Source organism: Niveispirillum sp., assembly GCF_017996735.1.
Taxonomy (GTDB): domain Bacteria; phylum Pseudomonadota; class Alphaproteobacteria; order Azospirillales; family Azospirillaceae; genus Niveispirillum.
In genome coordinates this window covers 1-16,260 of sequence record NZ_JAGOGJ010000139.1, presented here as the reverse complement: position 1 = coordinate 16,260, position 16,260 = coordinate 1, and the positions used below count along the sequence as shown (strand labels likewise).

The 16,260-nt window shown below is 65.1% G+C and carries 12 protein-coding genes and 2 pseudogenes; 7 read left to right on the top strand and 7 right to left on the bottom strand.

All coding sequences use genetic code 11. The features are described from left to right. The first annotated feature begins 395 nt into the window (after window positions 1-395). Window positions 396-1,283, top strand: coding sequence for an alpha/beta hydrolase-fold protein (locus KBA48_RS27465; RefSeq protein ID WP_292911883.1), 888 nt, complete (start codon window positions 396-398; stop codon window positions 1,281-1,283). A 264-nt stretch (window positions 1,284-1,547) separates the two neighbouring features. Here the strand turns inward: KBA48_RS27465 and KBA48_RS27460 are convergent, their stop codons facing one another. Both KBA48_RS27460 and KBA48_RS27455 read right to left on the bottom strand, forming a co-directional pair. Next, window positions 1,548-3,305 (bottom strand): amidohydrolase, encoded by a 1,758-nt coding sequence (locus KBA48_RS27460; protein ID WP_292911882.1) that lies wholly within the window; start codon window positions 3,303-3,305, stop codon window positions 1,548-1,550. Window positions 3,306-3,364: 59 nt separating this feature from the next. Further along, window positions 3,365-5,518: a TonB-dependent siderophore receptor gene (locus tag KBA48_RS27455; RefSeq protein ID WP_292911881.1), complete on the bottom strand. Its 2,154-nt coding sequence runs from the start codon at window positions 5,516-5,518 to the stop codon at window positions 3,365-3,367. A gap of 339 nt (window positions 5,519-5,857) precedes the next feature. Between KBA48_RS27455 and KBA48_RS27450 the strand changes: the two genes are divergently transcribed. Beyond that, on the top strand, window positions 5,858-6,808 hold the full coding sequence (locus tag KBA48_RS27450) for an alpha/beta hydrolase fold domain-containing protein (RefSeq protein WP_292911880.1): 951 nt from the start codon (window positions 5,858-5,860) through the stop codon (window positions 6,806-6,808). Here the strand turns inward: KBA48_RS27450 and KBA48_RS27445 are convergent. The 4 genes from KBA48_RS27445 to KBA48_RS27430 all read right to left on the bottom strand — a co-directional run bounded on the left by KBA48_RS27445 (window position 6,805) and on the right by KBA48_RS27430 (window position 11,023). Further along, entirely contained in the window at window positions 6,805-8,319 is a 1,515-nt protein-coding gene (locus KBA48_RS27445) for an APC family permease (protein ID WP_292911879.1), read from the bottom strand. The two genes, KBA48_RS27450 and KBA48_RS27445, sit on opposite strands and share 4 nt — an antisense overlap. 119 nt (window positions 8,320-8,438) lie before the next feature. After that, window positions 8,439-9,581, bottom strand: coding sequence for a CaiB/BaiF CoA-transferase family protein (locus KBA48_RS27440; RefSeq protein WP_292911878.1), 1,143 nt, complete (start codon window positions 9,579-9,581; stop codon window positions 8,439-8,441). A gap of 61 nt (window positions 9,582-9,642) precedes the next feature. Continuing rightward, window positions 9,643-10,416, bottom strand: coding sequence for a pyrroline-5-carboxylate reductase (proC, locus tag KBA48_RS27435; protein ID WP_292911877.1), 774 nt, complete (start codon window positions 10,414-10,416; stop codon window positions 9,643-9,645). Continuing rightward, window positions 10,409-11,023, bottom strand: a complete 615-nt coding sequence (locus KBA48_RS27430) for an FMN-binding negative transcriptional regulator (RefSeq protein WP_292911876.1) — start codon at window positions 11,021-11,023, stop codon at window positions 10,409-10,411. The genes proC and KBA48_RS27430 overlap by 8 nt, the downstream gene beginning before the upstream one ends. A 107-nt stretch (window positions 11,024-11,130) precedes the next feature. Between KBA48_RS27430 and KBA48_RS27425 the strand changes: the two genes are divergently transcribed. Both KBA48_RS27425 and KBA48_RS27420 read left to right on the top strand, forming a co-directional pair. Further along, entirely contained in the window at window positions 11,131-12,591 is a 1,461-nt protein-coding gene (locus KBA48_RS27425) for a PLP-dependent aminotransferase family protein (RefSeq protein ID WP_292911875.1), read from the top strand. A 97-nt stretch (window positions 12,592-12,688) separates the two neighbouring features. Further along, window positions 12,689-13,777: a PepSY domain-containing protein gene (locus KBA48_RS27420; RefSeq protein WP_292911874.1), complete on the top strand. Its 1,089-nt coding sequence runs from the start codon at window positions 12,689-12,691 to the stop codon at window positions 13,775-13,777. 408 nt (window positions 13,778-14,185) lie between these two features. On the opposite strand, the pseudogene KBA48_RS27415 reads toward KBA48_RS27420, so the two are convergent. Continuing rightward, a pseudogene (locus KBA48_RS27415) lies at window positions 14,186-14,386 on the bottom strand (aldehyde dehydrogenase family protein); the annotation flags it as partial. Between KBA48_RS27415 and KBA48_RS27410 the strand changes: the two are divergent. The 3 genes and pseudogenes from KBA48_RS27410 to KBA48_RS27400 all read left to right on the top strand — a co-directional run. Next, entirely contained in the window at window positions 14,342-15,289 is a 948-nt protein-coding gene (locus KBA48_RS27410) for a hypothetical protein (protein ID WP_292911873.1), read from the top strand. The pseudogene KBA48_RS27415 and the gene KBA48_RS27410 overlap by 45 nt on opposite strands. Window positions 15,290-15,478: 189 nt before the next feature. Further along, window positions 15,479-16,168: a thiamine pyrophosphate-binding protein gene (locus KBA48_RS27405; protein ID WP_292911872.1), complete on the top strand. Its 690-nt coding sequence runs from the start codon at window positions 15,479-15,481 to the stop codon at window positions 16,166-16,168. Beyond that, window positions 16,158-16,260 (top strand): annotated as a pseudogene (locus tag KBA48_RS27400) (IS110 family transposase); the annotation flags it as partial. The gene KBA48_RS27405 and the pseudogene KBA48_RS27400, both read left to right, overlap by 11 nt.

The window sequence follows — 16,260 nt, the reverse complement described above, 5'->3', positions numbered from 1 at the left end:
CTCTAATACCATCGGCATGAAATCTTGACCTTCGGTCAATCTTTCCTGCCCCTCAAGCGCCGGGCGGCTGCATCCGCAGCCTTGGCTAACGCCGCACGTGCGGCGCGGCGGCAGTCGCCTCCGATACTAACGGTCAAGAATTTTGACCGTTAGTATAACTTAGGTCATTTGCATTGACGTAGAAGCCTCTTCTACCGTCACCCCGGCGAAGGCCGGAGCCCAGATGACAGGCGCTTCGCTCTACGACTTGGGCCCCGGCCTTCGCCGGGGTGACGGTAGTGAGAGCGAAATTGGCCTGCTCAATTACCTACGTTAGCGCTTATGGGCCTTCGCCGGGAAGGCGACAACGTCGGGATGGTTGGTGGAATGAGATATCCGTGAGGAGGGGAAGATACATGGCAACGCGTTCGATCCTGAAGCCGCTGCTGCTGGGGGCGTGCCTGCTGGCCTTGTCCCCCCTGCCCGCCCTGGCGGCGGACCCGGTGCCGGTGGTGCCGGTCGCCATGCCCGATACGGAGACCTGGGACATCCAGGCAGCCCACGGCCAGACCTACCGTATCTTTGTCTCCCGGCCCCAGGGCGAAGCGCCCAAGGATGGCTATCCGGTGCTGTATGTGCTGGACGGCAATGCCATGTTCGCCGGCTTCGCGGAGGCGCGGCGCATCCAGAGCGTCTATAAGGACGGTCAGGACAAGATGATCGTGGTGGGCATCGGCTATCCCGGCGACACGCCCTATGACCCGCGCCGCATGGGCGATTTCACCGCCCCCATCGCCACCCCGGCCCTGAAGGCGCTGTACAAGGATTTCCCGGCCGGCGGGCGTGACCAGTTCGCGGCCTTCCTGATCGACCAGCTACGGCCGGAGATCGCTAAGCGCTACGCCACCCATCCCTTGCGCCAGTCGCTCTATGGTCATTCGCTGGGCGGGCTGTTCGCGCTGCATGTGCTTTATTCCCGTCCCGGCGCCTTTCACACCATCATCGCGGCCAGCCCGTCGATCTGGTGGGATAACCAGGCCATCCTTGCCGAGGAACCGGCCTTCAGGGCGAAGCTGGAGAAGGAACCGGCCCTGGGCCGCGGCACACGCCTGCTGATGCTGGCCGGCGAGCGGGAGGAGACGGAGGTGACCGTCACCGACAGTGCGGCCCTGGCCAAGCGGCTGGAGCCGCTGTCGGCCTATGGGCTGCGCAGCAGTTACAAGGTGCTGGATGGCGAAACCCATGTCACCGTACCAGCCCGGTCGGTGACCATGGTGCTGCGCGCGGTGATGCAGTGGCCGTGAGGCTTTTCGGGGGGGCGGGGCGGTCTTTCCCTCACCCTCCCGTTGGCTGATGCCAACGGGCCCCTCCCTCTCCCACGTTGTGGGAGAGGGGCGGAACTTGGTGTTGAGCCTCATTTCGCCCCTCGCCCGCTTGGCGGGAGAGGGGGGGGCCCGCCGCGAAGCGGTGGGAGGGTGAGGGAAAATCAGGTCGAAGCCTGACGCCCCCAAAAGGAACACCCCCGGTTTTCACCAGGGGTGTCAAGTCCACAGCAAACCTGCTGGGTTTCAGGGCTTGGCCCCGAACTGGTCCAGCGCGCCATGCACGGGCCGCCCTTCGAACAGGGTCAGCAGCACATTGGTCGCCGCGATCCGCATCGGTTCCACCTTGAAGATGTCCTGGTCCAGGACGACCAGATCGGCGCTCTTGCCCGGCTTGATGGAGCCGGTCAGGTCTTCCATGCTGTTGGCATAGGCGACGTCGATCGTATGGGCCTTCACCGCCTCCTCCAAGGTCAGAACCTCGCCCGGCAGCAGTGGCGGGGTCGCCGGTTCCTCGTAATTCACGCGGGTGATGGCCACCTGCAGGCCCGCCAGCGGATTGGCGGTGGCCACGGGCCAGTCAGCGCCATAGGCGATGATGCCGCCGCCCTTCAGGATGCTTTTGACCGGGTAGATCCATTGTGACCGGACGGGGCCGATCACCTGCTTGGTCAGGTCCATATAGGGATAGTTGCTGGCCCAGGTGGCCTGGAATTGCGCGATCACGCCCAACTGGCCGAACCGCGGCTGGTCGGCCGGGTCCACGACATTCATATGGGTGATCATCGGGCGATAGAGGCTGCCATTCGCAGCCTTGGCGCGTTCAAACACATCCAGTGCCGCCCGTGTGGCGGCATCACCGATGGCGTGGACATAGGGCTGTATGCCGGCGGCACCAAGCTGTGTCACGGCCTTTTCGAACGTCTCGGGGGTGATCTGCAGGGTACCGTGATTGTGCGGATCACCCACATAGGGCTCGATCATCGCCGCCGTCTTCTGCGGGATCACGCCATCGGCATAAAATTTCACGGCGCGGGCCTTGAAGCCGTAGCTTTCGGCCCGTTTCGCCGCCGCCAGAAGGTTGGGTATCTGCTCCAGGCCCTGGTCGTTCTCCCATTTCATGGCGACGGCGACATGGCTGGTCAGTTCGCCCTTGTCCTTCACGGCCTTGTAGGCGTCCAGCACGGCGCTGGCACCCTGCGCGCCCACCCCGATCCCGGCATCGTGCCAGTTGGTGATGCCCAGGCTGTTAAGGATGGCGGCCGTATAGATGATCGAGTGCTGCAACTCGTCGGCGGTCGGCGGGGGAACGAGGGATTGGACCAACGCCGTGGCGGCTTCTTGCAGGCCACCCACCGGCTCCCCTGTCTTCGGGTCCTTGTCGATCTGGCCGTTCAGCGGGTTTGGCGTGGCCTTGGTGATACCCGCCATCGACAGGGCCTTGGAATTGACCCAGTAGCTGTGGCCACCCACGGATTCGAAGATCAGCGGACGGTCGGTGGACACGGCGTCCAGCACCTCCTTGCGGGGGATGCCATTGGGCGGGAACAGCGCATCCTGCCAGCCCACGCCATAGATGGTGCCGCTTCCGGGTGCCGCCTGGATACAGCGGGCGATGATGCGCTGGTAATCCTCCAGCGTCTTGCCTTCATGCAGAGAACAGCGCGAATAGGCCAGGCCACCGAACACCGGATGCACATGCGCATCGCCGAAGGACGGCATCAGCAGCCGCCCGCTCAGATCGACCACCCGCGTCCCGTCACCCTTATAACGGGCCAGATCGGCAGACGTGCCCACGGCGACGATCTTGCCATCGTCCACGGCCACGGCCTCTGCCCAGGGCTGGCCCGGTTCCACGGTATAGACGCGGGCATTGGTGAACAGCAGGTCGGCAGCCGGAACCTTTTCCGGCTTGTCCCCGCAGGACACAAGGGCGGTGGTGCCCAGCAGCAGCAACAGCCCTTCCACGCAACGACGCCGGGTGCGGCCTGACAGCATCGACATCAATCACCTCTTCTCCAGAATCGAAAGGGCGGCCGAAGCCGCCCTTCCCTCCATTGTCATCAGAACTTGCGCGTCACCGAGGCCAGCAGCGTCCGATCCTTGGCCGCCACGCAGTAGCCTTCCGGCGGGGAAGACAGGCCGCAGGTGGCATAATACTTCTTGTTGAACAGATTGCTGGCATTGACCGACGCCGACCAGTCGCCATAGTTGGCGGAGACCATGGCATCCACCAGGGTCACGGACGGGGTCAGGAAGGTCTGGGTGGTGTCGATCTTGTTGCCGATATAGCGGACGCCGGCACCGGCCCGGAACTCCCAATCGGCCCCGACCTCGAAGGTCTTGTTACCCCAGAAGGAGGCCATTTCCTTGGGAATGTCGATAAGGCGGTTGCCCGCCGTCAAGGTCGAGCTGGAGGTCAGCACCTTGGGATTGGCGTAGCTGTAGGAGGCGGCGATGTCGTAATCGCCGGGCAGGCGGATCGTCGCCTCGAACTCCACACCCTTGGACCCAACCGAACCACCCTGGATGAAGTTCTGGATGTTAGCCGGATCCTGGGAGACGTAGTTGCTTTCCTCGATATCGAAATAGGCGGCGGTGATCAGCGCACCGCGCATCGGCTCCCACTTGGCGCCACCCTCATACTGGCGGGCCGTGCGGGGGCTGAAGGCATTGCCGAAATAATCGCCGCCCGGCACGGGCAGGAAGCTTTCCGAATAGCTGACATAGGGCGAGATCCCGGCACCCAGTTCGCCGATGATACCCCCGCGATAGGACCAGGCATTCTGCTTCAGCTCACGCACGCCGTTACGCTCCGACGTCGACCGGTCGCGCCGCGCGCCCAGCAGGACATGGACGCGGTCGCCCCAACTGATCTGATCCTGCACATAGAGGCCGAGCTGCGTGCTCTTATAATCCAGGAAGTTGGTGTAGCTATAACCGAAGCTGGCGCCATATTGCGGATTATAGATGTTGATCGGCGGCGGGCTGGGGCCGTTGAAGCAGCCATACAGGCCCTGGTAATCGTCGCAGGAGAAGCCTTCATCCTTGCTCTGCTTGAACCAAGTGTAGTCGATACCGAACAGGACATTGTGCTTGATGTCACCGGTCATGAAGGTCACCGACAGGTTGTTGTCGGTATTCAGGACCTTGCTCTTCTCCCGGTTTACGTAATATTCACGCTTCAGCAGGGTTTCAGCCGCGTCGGCGAACGGGTTCGCATAGGCGAAATAGCCGCCGTCGGAAAGGTCGGCATAGACCTCCTTGTAATCCGTATCCATGTAGGAATATCGGGTACGGCTGTTGAAGACGATATCCGACGTAAACTTGTGGCTGAACAGGGCAGACCCGGATGTGTACTGGGTGTCCATGCCGCCGAAATCCGGCTCGCCCTGGTAAAAGTTGAAGGCCACCCGCTTGGTCTTGTTGGGCGCCAGTATCGACTTGGATATCGGCACATAGCCCAGGGAGCCCTGGCTGTCATCCTGGTAGAGGCCGATCAGTGTCAGGCTGGTGTCAGGCGTGATCTCCCAGGTCAGCGACGGATTGATCAGGATGCGGTCGTCCGGCGTGCCCCATTGGGACTCCCCGTCGCGCCCCACCGCCACCAGGCGGGCGGCCACCGTCTCCGACACGGCGCCGGTTACGTCGCCCTGGATCTGCTTGCGCTTGTCGGTACCGAAAACGATTCCGACCTCGCCCCCCGTCTCGAATTTCGGGGTCTTGCTGGCGCCGTTCAGGATGCCGCCGGGGCCGCCGGCACCGTACAGAACCGAGGACGGGCCGCGCATCACTTCGGCACGTTCCAGCGTGAAGGTCTCCAGGCGGGCGCCGTAGATGAAGTCGGGCATGCGCTTCAGCCCGTCCAGATACTGGGCGGCATCGAAGCCGCGGGCCGTGACGAAGTCGCCGCGGCTGTCGACGCTGGTGGCCCCCGACACGCCGGCGCTGTAGCGGTAGATGTCCTGCAAATCCACGGCCGTACGGTCGCGGAATTCCTGGTCGGTGATGACGCTGATCGCCTGCGGCGTCTCGATCAGGGCGGCATTGGTCTTGGTACCGACCAGGGCCCGTTCGCCGATCACGACGATCTCATCCAACGCGTCGCCACTGCCTTCCTGCTGCCCCATCGCCACGCCAGGTAGCGCCAGGGTCGACAGCAGCGCCAGTCGCAGCGCCTTTGCCGACAATGCAGACTTGGGTCCGTTAAGCATCATTTCCATCATAATCCCCTTTACCATCCCTGCTGTACTTGCCCAGCAACATTGATTTTTGGATCGCACGGACGTTCGATCACGGATAGACCGCGCCAGCTCGCCTCTTGCCGGAAATCAGCTTGGCGCAATGCCATTCGGGAGAAATGTCATAAACGGGGTAATGCCGGGTAAAGACGGGTAAGCCCGCAGGATAGGTGCTGGGTATCTGCTGAAACAAGACCTTACACCCTGTCGACCTTACCCGATTACCACCCCGCTTACCCTTCCACCAGATTGCGCGGCCCCCTGTTGCCACCCACCCTCCGCCTGGCGAAACGCGACACCGGAAAGGGGCATGACATGGACAGGATCGACCCGGATATCGCCCGCTTCGTGGAACAGATGCGCCAGGACTGGAAGCAGTTCCCACCGTTCGAGACCATGTCCTTTCCCGAACAGCGGGTGGCGGCGGAGAAGGTGCGGGCGCGCTGGACATTGGGCGGGCCGGTCATGGCCCGGACCCTGGAACGCAGCTTCGATCCTGGTGCCGGTGAATTGCGGGTCCGGGTATACCGCCCCCTCAATGACCACTCACCGCTGCCGGCCCTGATCTATATCCATGGCGGCGGCTTCACCCTGTTCAGCATCGACACGCATGACCGGCTGATGCGTGAATATGCCGCGCGCGGGGGTTTCGTGGTCGTCGGCGTTGATTACCCCTTGTCGCCGGAAGCGAAATATCCGACCGCGCTCAACCGGATCGAAGGGCTGATGCTGTGGCTGCGGGACAATGCCGGGCGCTGGGGCATTGATCCTGACCGGCTGGCCATGGGCGGAGACAGCGCCGGCGGCAACCTGTCCTTCGCCACCTGCCTGCGCCTGCGCGAACGGGGGGAACCGGGGCTGGTAAAGGCCCTCCTGTCCAACTATGGCGGCTTTTCCGCCACCATATCGGACGCGGCGGAGGCGCGGTTCGGCGGACCCGGATCGATCCTGCACCGGGAGGAGGCGCTTGGATACTGGGCCAATTACCTGCGCGGGCCCGAGGATGAGGATGACCCCCAGGCCTGCCCCCTGCTGGCTGACATCACAGGCTTCCCGCCTTGCTTCCTGGCTGTGCCGGAACTGGATCTGGTGGCCGAACACAGTCTGGCGATGCATGACCGGCTGAAGCAGGCGGGGGTGGAGGTGGAATGCATCGTTTATCCAGGTGCCTTGCACAGCTTCCTGGAGGCCATGTCCATCTCCGCCCTGGCCCGGCGGGCCATTGCCGACGGGGCGGCGTTTGTGGCCCGCAGGATCGGTTCCTAACCCCCCGCCCGAATGCGCGCCTTGCGATGGCCATAGCCAAGGTAGAGCGCCACGCCGCAGGCGATATAGACCAGCAGGATCAGAGCCTGTGTCCATTCGCCATGGGCAGCGCGGGTCATCACGTCATCCAGCACCGGCCCCGCCATCATCACACAGGACGCAAGCGCCAGCACCGGCACGGTGCCGATCCACACGCCCTTCACCCGCACCCCGCCCAGCGGCACCTTGAACGGGCGCGGCAGGTCCGGATGGGTGGTGCGCAGCTTCATGACGGCGATGGCGACGGTGGAGAAGACGCAGATCGTGCCCAGGCTGACCATGTCGGCCAGCAAGGTGATGGGCAGCAGTGCCGCCGCCACGGCGGAGATTGCTGCCACGACGATGGTGGCGAAGCCCGGCGTGCGGAAGCGCGGATGCAGGCCGGAGAAACGCGGCGGCAGCAGCCCGTCGCTGGACATGGCGTGGCAGACGCGCGACTGGGCATAGGTGTTGATCAGCAGGACCGACGCCAGGCCGGTCAAGGCACCGGTCTTGATGATGACGGCCAACACCGGCATGCCCACGGCCCCCACCGCCACGGCGATCGGGTCGGGCGCGTCCAACGCTGAAAACGGCACCAGCCCGGTCATCACCAGCGCCACAGCGCCATAGAGCACCGAACTGGCCACCAATGCGCCCAGGATGCCCAGCGGCACGTCGCGCTGGGGTTTGCGGGCCTCCGCGGCGGCGGTCGCCACCGCCTCGAACCCCAGATAGGCGAAGAACAGGATGGAGGCGGCGCGGAAGATGCCGGGCACGCCGTAGCGGAACCCACCCTCATTCTCCGGAATGAAGGGCAGCCAGTTGGCGCTGTCCACCTTGCCGGCGCCGACCAGGACGAAACCGATCAGCACGCCCACCTTGATCACCACCAGCACCGTGTTGACGGCGGCCGACTGCCGGATGCCGCGCACCAGCACCCAGGCCACCACGCCCAGCGCCGCCACCGCGACCAGATTGATGCCGCCATCGGCCACCAGCGTCACCCCGCCGGTCCCACCCTGGGCCCGCAGCCAGGAGGTGGAGAGAGCGGCCGGCACCACGATCCCGAAATCACCCAGCAGACTGGTGAGATAGCCTGAGAACCCGACGGCCAGGGCCGCACCCGCCAGCCCGAATTCCAGCATCAGCATCCAGCCCAATCCCCAGGCGAACACTTCCCCCAGCACCGTATAGGCATAGGCGTAGGAGGCGCCCGACAAGGGCAGCACCGACGCCAGCTCCGCATAGCACAGGCAGATGAAGCCACAGGCCAATGCGGCGATCAGGAAGGACAGGATGACCGCCGGCCCCGCATAATGGGCCGCCGCCGCCCCGGTCATCACATAGACGCCGGCCCCGACGATGCAGCCGATGCCGATGAAGATCAGTTGCCATGGCCCCAGCGTGCGGGTCATGCCCCTGCTGTCGGCATCCTTGCGCGCCAGTTCCATGGGTTTGCACATCAGGAAGGAACGGGACGGCTTGTCCATCTGAGGGCTTCCTTCAAAAGGGGGGTGTGCGCCGCAGGTCAGGCCCAGCCGAAGGCGAGCCCTGACGGAGGGCAGTGCGGATGAATGTCAGGGTTCGGGGCTTCGCCCCTCGACCTGAGTTACGACAAACCCAGCTCCGCCAGGATCGCCGCGCGGTCGGCGTCAAGGGCGGGGGCGGGGCGGTCGGGTGTTTGCCGGGCGGTGTCGCTGGCAAACGGCGGGGCCGTATACATCAGGCCGCCTTCCACCGGATGGGTCATGGTGCGGAAATAGCCGCTGCCGGCCAGATGCGGTTCGACCGGAAGATCCTCCAGCCGGTTGACGGGCGCGCACGGAATGTCGGCGGCGCGCAGCGTCTCCAGCCATTCGGCGGAGGTGCGGTCCGGCGCGGCGTCCGCCACCAGCCCGTAAAGCCGGTCGATATTGCGCGACCTTTGCTGGTCGTCGGTGACGTCAGGCGATGAGGCCAGTTCCTCCTGCCCCACGAGGCGCAGGAAGCGCTGCCACTGCGCCGCCGTGTAGGGCATGATGGTGACGTAGCCATCGCGCGTGCGGTAGGGGCGGCGGCTTGGCGAATTCAACCGCCCATAACCCCTGTCGGGCAGCGGTGGCACGAAGCTCTGGCCCGACAGTTGCTCGATCAGCAGGAACGACGCCATCGCCTCATACATCGGGGTTTCGACATGGCAACCCTCGCCCGTACGACCGCGCGACGCCAGACCGGCGGCGATGGCGAAGGCCAGATGCAGCCCCGCCACCTTGTCGCACATCACGGTGCGCACGAAGCGCGGTTCGCCATTGGCGTCTTCATTCAGCCAGGCCAGGCCGGACGCGGCCTGGATGCAGTCATCATAGGCCGGTTCATCCCCATACAGCCCGCGCCCGAACCCGCGCGCCGCGCAATAGACGATGTCGGGTTTGGTGACCTTGATGGCCCCATAATCCAGGCCCAGCTTGCGGGCGGCATTCTCGCGCATGTTGTGAACGAAGACGTCGGCGGATGCGACCAGCCGGTCCAGAATGCGCTTGTCTCCGGCTTGGGTCAGGTCCAGGGCGATGGAGCGCTTGTTGCGGTTCAGGTTCAGGAAACCCGCCCCGTCACCCCCTGGCCGGCCGGGCCGGGCAGCGCGGAACACGTCGCCGGCCATTGTCTCCACCTTGATGACGTCCGCCCCCATGTCGGCCACCAGTTGCGTGGCATAGGGGCCCAGCACCACGGTGGACAGATCGACGACGCGCACACCTTTCAACAGATCGAACATCGCATCTTTCCCTTTTGTCCCTCAGGCACCGGGCGCCGCCACCCGGCGGCTTGGCTTACGCCTAACCCGCCAACGCACGCGACCGGGCCGCCGCCGCCCGCACCACCTGCCCCGCCAGGGCATCGATGGTCCCCTCCATGGCGCCCAGGCCGGCGGCGGTGGTGCCGCCGGGGCTGGTCACCTGACGGCGCAATTCGTCCAGTCCAGCGCTTTCCGCCTCCGCCAGACGGGCGGCCCCGATAAAGGTCTGACGGGCCAGCCGCGTCGCCGTCGCGCCATCCAGCCCTTCTTGCATGCCGGCCCGGATCAGCGCTTCGGTGAAGCGGAAGAAATAAGCGGGGCCGCTGCCGGACAGGGCGGTGACGGCGTCCAGGTCGCCCTCGCTTTCCAGCCAGAGCAACGCCCCCGTTGGGCGCAGGATGCGGTCCACGGCGGCGCGTTGGGCAGGGGTGACGGCGGGGGAGGGCACCGCCGCACTGATGCCGTGGCCGATGGCGGCCGGCGTGTTGGGCATGGCGCGCACGATGGCGGCATTCGCCCCGGCGGCGTCAGCCAGCCGGGTCAGCGGGATGCCGGCCATGATCGACAGGAAAAGGGTTTCCGGCCCGCCCAGTGCCGCCAGTTCCGGTGCAATGGTGGCGAAGGTCTGCGGCTTCACGGCCAGGATGATGGTGCCGCAGCCGACCGCGTCGGCCAGGGAGGACAGCCGCTCCACACCCACCGGCAATTCGGCGGCATGCGGATCGAAGGCCAGAACCCGATGGCTGGCCACCAAAGCCTTGGCGATGGCCCCGCCCATGCGGCCGCAACCGATCATCAGCACAAGGTCAGACATCACTCCCCTCCTCCCACCTTCCGGGATTGAAGCGGCGCATCCAGTCGGCAAGATCGGTATCGGGAATGCTGGCCAGGATAGTGCGCAGCGTGTCCGGCCGTTCATCCTGACCCAGCTTGAACTTGCCCCTGGTCCGTGTGACGCGGGCGCGGAAGCCGACAATATGCCGGATCAACTGGTCGTAACGCGGGCCCAGTTCCGACGGGGTCCAGGGCAGCGGCATGTCGCGCTCAACCTGACCAGCCAGCAGGTCCAGGGACGGGCCGGTCAGTCCCTCCTCCACCGTCACCTCGGCCCAGACGCGAAGCTGCGCATAGTTCCAGGTCGGGCCCCAGTCGCGCCGTCCGGCATGCGAGGGGGAGACATAGGATTGCGGACCCTGGAACAGGATCACCGCGCGCGGATCGCGCGCCAGGGCGGCGTTCAGCGGATTGGACCGCGCGAAATGGCCGATCAGTTCGGTCAAACCGCCCTCCTCGTCATAGATGCCCACCAGGGGCAGCAGGCTCGCTTCCTCCCCGTCCGGGGTCATGACCCAGGCCAGCGGATGCTGGTCGATGAGATGGCGGATATCAGCCGCACTGTAAGTCTCGAAAATGGTGGACATGCCCTGTTTACCCGTCTGCGATCTACGGATTACCCGTTGCAAGGGCTTGATGATCGGGCGGGATTGGACCATAGGAAACCACCAAGATGACAAAATCGAGGGGTCCAATGGCGCGCACCTGGCAGGTCAGCCTGAGCGAGCGGATCGACGCCACCCGCCCGGCCCCCCTTTACATGCAGATCATCCAGGCCGTGATTCACGATATCGAGAACGGGCGGCTGGCGTCGGGTACCTATCTGCCGTCCAGCCGCGCGCTGGCGGAAATGCTGGGCGTCAACCGCAAGACGGTGGTGCTGGCCTATGAGGACCTGATCGCCCAGGGCTGGCTGGACAGCACAGCCACACGCGGGACGCTGGTGTCGGTGACATTACCTGAAAGCGGCGGGGCCAGGCGCAAGGTCGCCGCCCGTCCCCATGGCATTGCGACACCCGGCTATGGTTTCACCGCCCCACCGGACCGCCCGCTGGCCCTGCCCGGCGGGACCGGGTTGAAGCTGGATGAGGGCGCACCCGACGGGCGGCTGTTCCCGCCGGAACTACTGGCGCGGGCCTATCGCGCCGCCACGCATCGCGCATCGCGCGCCAATGGGCTGCAATATCGCGATCCGCGCGGCGTGCCGGAACTGCGGGACGCCATTGCCGGCATGCTGAAGACCCAGCGCGGCATGCCGGTGGGGATGGAAAATATCTGCATCACGCGCGGCAGCCAGAACGGCATCTTCCTGGCCGCCATGACCCTGCTGCGCCCCGGCGACGCGGTGATCATGGAGGAACTGACCTATGAGCCGGCCCTGGCCGCGTTCCAGGCGCTGGGGGCCCGTATCATTCCTGTGGGCCTGGACGAGGATGGGATGGATCTGGACGCGGTGGAAGCCGCCTGCCGCCAGCACAAGGTGAAGGCCGTCTTCGTCACCCCGCACCATCAATTCCCCACGACGGTGGCATTACGGCCCGACCGGCGGCTGCGGCTGGTGGAACTGGCGCGCCAGCATGGGTTCGCGCTGATCGAGGATGATTACGACCATGAATTCCATTTCCAGTCACAGCCCCTGCTGCCCATCGCGGCCTACGCGCCCGCGCAGGTGATCCATGTCGGATCGCTGTCCAAGCTGCTGCTGCCGACCCTGCGCATCGGCTATGTGGCGGCCCCCGCGCCCGTGGTGGATGCGCTGGCCCATATGGTGTCGTTGAGCGACGGGATGGGCAATGGCGTGACGGAGACCACCGCCGCCATCCTGATCGAGAATGGGGAACTGCGCCGCCACGCCCGCAAGGCGCGGCAGGTCTATGCCGGACGCCGCGAAAGCTTTGCCGCCGAACTGCGCCGGGTGCTGGGCGACAGGGTGGATTTCCGCATTCCCGATGGCGGCCTGGCCTTCTGGCTGCGTTTTGCCGGGGACTTGGACGGGATTGAGGAGCGGGCCAGGGCAGCCGGGCTGCGCTTTGCCGGGTCACGGTCCTTCATGGCCCGGCCGGACGCGCCCCGCGGCCTGCGCGTCGGCTTCGCATCCCTGAACGAAGCGGAGGCGCAGACCGCCATCGCCATTCTGGGCAGGGCGACAGTCTGACCATCTGGACCCGTATGGTTGCCGGGAACTGGAGGTTTCGCTGGCCAGACTTGAATGGGCACATCTGATCAAGGCGGGGATAAGCGGGGTTACGACAATGTCCAATCCATATACAGACCGGCAGAAGGTGACGCCGCGCGGCTGGTTCGTGCGGCTGCATCGCTGGCTGGGCCTGGGGGCGGCCCTGTTCTGGCTGGTCCAGGCTGTGACAGGCACTCTGCTCAGCTTCCATTTCGAACTGGACGACGCCTTGATCAGCACCGACAGCCGGCCCACCGACATGGCGGCGGTGGAACGGCGGCTGGATGCGCTGGGGCCGGGGGTGGTGTGGATATGGACGACGGCGGGCCTGCCCGACCGCTATGTCGTCAACTACACGGACGCCGACGGCGTGGCGCGCAAGGCCAGGATTGATGGTGGTGGCGAGGTGCTGCGCGACCGGCCAGCAGAGGAATACACCTTCTTCGAACTGATGCGCGGCATCCATATCGACCTGCTGGCCGGACGGGTCGGGCATTGGATCATGGCGGTGACAGGGTTGATGCTGGTCACCAACCTGATCTTCGGGCTGGTCGTGGCCTGGCCGCGCGGCGGGGGCTGGCGCCGGGCGCTGACGCCCTTGAAGACCAGGCACCCGGTTGCGCGCTCCTATTCCCTGCACAGGGCCGTGGGGCTGTGGATGGTGATCCCGGCATTGCTGCTGGCCGGCACCGGCAGCCTGATCCTGTTTGAGCATGAGATCGGCGATCTGGTGGGGGCGGAGGATGTGCAACTGCCCGCCAACCCGCCACAGGGACCGGGGGTGGGGTTGGAGGCTGCGGTGCAAGCCGGCGTGGCCGCCATTACCGGCAGTCGCTTCGTGGGCACCACCATGCCGTCCGGGGCCGATGCCAGCTATTACCTTTGGGTCCGGGCGCCGGGCGAGCTTTATCGCGGCGGCTATGGCGGCAGCCTGGTGATCGTCAACGCCAACGATGCCAGCATCCGGGGCGCCTGGCCGGTGACACAGGCGCCGATTGCCAAGTCCTTCGTTGCCTCCTTCTACCCCCTGCACACGGGCGAGGCCGGGGGTACGGTCGGTCGGGTCCTGGCCTTGGTCACGGGGTTGGGCCTGACCTATGTGCTGGTCTATGGAATGCTGCTTTGGTGGCGGCGGACCCGCAGGAGGGCTACGGCCCCTGGCTGAGGCGCGGCAAAAGCCTCACTGCCGGGTCAGGCCATCCGCAGCCGTCCAGACACCCTGGCCACCGGGAACTGGGGCTGTTTGCTGTCGATCATCAAGCAGCCCGGGCCGGATCAACGGCGCGTGCCGCGACGGATGATCCTTCTCGTGGTCCAGAACCACCCGAACAGCCCGCTCCCGGACCTCAGATGAAAACTTGTCCGTTGTCTTGATTATCGCCGTCCCATCCTCTTAGGAGTTGGAGCCGCCGACAATCCCGCCGCAGTTCAGTTTCCAGCGCGCCCACCAACATCTTGCCGGCTGTCATAGCACCGGGCGCCACCCCGTCCTCCTTGGTCAAGGTGTGGATCGGCGACGCGGGACCGTAGCTCGTGGTTTTGGCCAGCGTCGCCGAATGCCTTCCGCCCTGCGTCAAATCGGGAAATGGCCGGGCTGGGTCTCCAGGGTGATCCAGCGGGTTTCGGTAAAGCTCTCGATGCCCTGACGTCCACCGAAGCGGCCATAGCCAGATGCGCCGGTGCCGCCGAAGGGCATCTGGGCCTCGTCATGGACGGTGGGGCCGTTGACATGACAGATGCCGGAGCGGATGCGACGGGCGATGGTCAGGCCACGCTGGGTCTTGCGCTGGCCCTTGGGGCCGGCGCGCCCACGGTTGTGAACGCCGCCGCCGCGCCGTCATGTGACCGGCAATGTCTGCTGGACATCATGACCCATTATGTCGACGCGATCCCCAAGCATGACCGCAGTACCCTGCCGATTGCCAAGACCGTGCGCGAAACGGTCAATGGCCGTGTTTCCGAGGCGCAGTCGGACTATTTCTGGAAACTGATCGACGGCGTGCCCTATCGCCAGATTTCCGCCGATCCATCCACGGGTGAGGTCGCTTTGCTGGGCGTCGCCACGGAGGCCTGCGCGCGGGGCCCCTACTGGCTGCGCCTGAAAATCGAGAAGCGGCAGATCGTGGAGATCGAACAGATCATCGGCGAAAGAAGCGCCGGCGGCGTGCCGGGCCTTGCGGCACCCAACCCCTATTTCGATCAAATCCTGCCGGAAAAAAGCCGGTCGACGCGTGAGCAACTGATCGCCATCGCCGATGGCTATTTCGAGGGGCTGCAACGCCATGACGGTTCCGCCGTCCAGTCGGCCCCCGGTTGCCGGCGGTTTGAGAATGGCAACCAGACCTCCATCAATCCGCTGGGCAATACATGGCCCTGCAACCAGATGGACGATTACGTCTATATGGACAAGATCAAGGAGCGCCGGTTCCCCGTCGTCGATGTCGAACGCGGCATCGTGGTCGGGGCCATGGTGATCGAGGTAGCCAAGCCGAAGCCCCTGCCGCCCAGCACCGTCACGGCATTGCCGGGTCAGCATCCGCCGCCGCAGGCCATTCCGCTGTTCCTGCGTCCACATGACACGCTGATCCAGGAAGTCTTCAAGATTTCTGATGGAAATATCCAGGAAATCAACGTGATACGCCTGGATATGCCCTATCTGTGGGGCAGCGGCTGGTAATGCCTCTCATACCACCGGTCATCAATCATGACCGGTGGTACGGCGGCGACTGCCGCCGCGCGGCCCGTGCCGCGTGAAGCCAGGCCCTGGCCGGGGCTGTCCATAATGCCACCAAGGCGCGTGTTCCCGTGCTGATCTTTGCCGGCTCCTCCCCCTTCACCCAGCAGGGGGAGATGGTGGGAAGCCGGAATGGAATTCATCCAGTGGATTCAGGATGTGCATGACCAGCGTGGCCTGGTTCGCGGCTATATGCGCTATGACAACGAAATCCGCACGGGCGCCAACGTCAAACAACTGGTCCATCGCGCCATGCAGTTTGCACGAAGCGACCCCAAGGGGCCGGTTTACCTGATGGCCGGGCGGGAGGTGCTGGAGGCTGAGTGCAAGCCTTGCACCGTCGATATGGAGCGCTGGGCACCCGTGGCCCCGGCCCCGCTGAGCGGGGCCAATGCCCGCTTCCTGGCCGGGGCGCTGGCCGAGGCCCGGCGTCCGTTGATCGTGACCTCTTATCTGGGTCGCAATCCGGCGGCGGTGCGGCTGCTGGAAAGTCTGTGCACGCGTCTGGGCAGCGGCGTCCTGGAATCCGTGCCCAGTTATGTGAACCTGCCCCATGATCACCCGATGTATCTGGGCAGCCAGTGGAACGACCCCACGCAGCATCCCGCGCTGGCAGATGCCGATGTCGTGCTGGTCATGGACAGCGACGTTCCCTGGATCCCGACCAAGAACCGTCCCGCGGACAGCGCCCGCCTCTATCACATCGATATTGATCCGCTGAAGGAACAGATGCCGTTGTTAGGGTGGACGGCCCCCCGGCATCGCTGTGCCATAGTTGGGTTGTCAGACACCAACATCGGGAGCCGCCCAGATGGAGTATAAACGGATTGCGATCGACATTTCCAAGCATGTGTTCACGCTGCATGGTGTCGATGCCCAGGAACAGCCGGTCCTTCGGCGCAACCTGAAGCGCA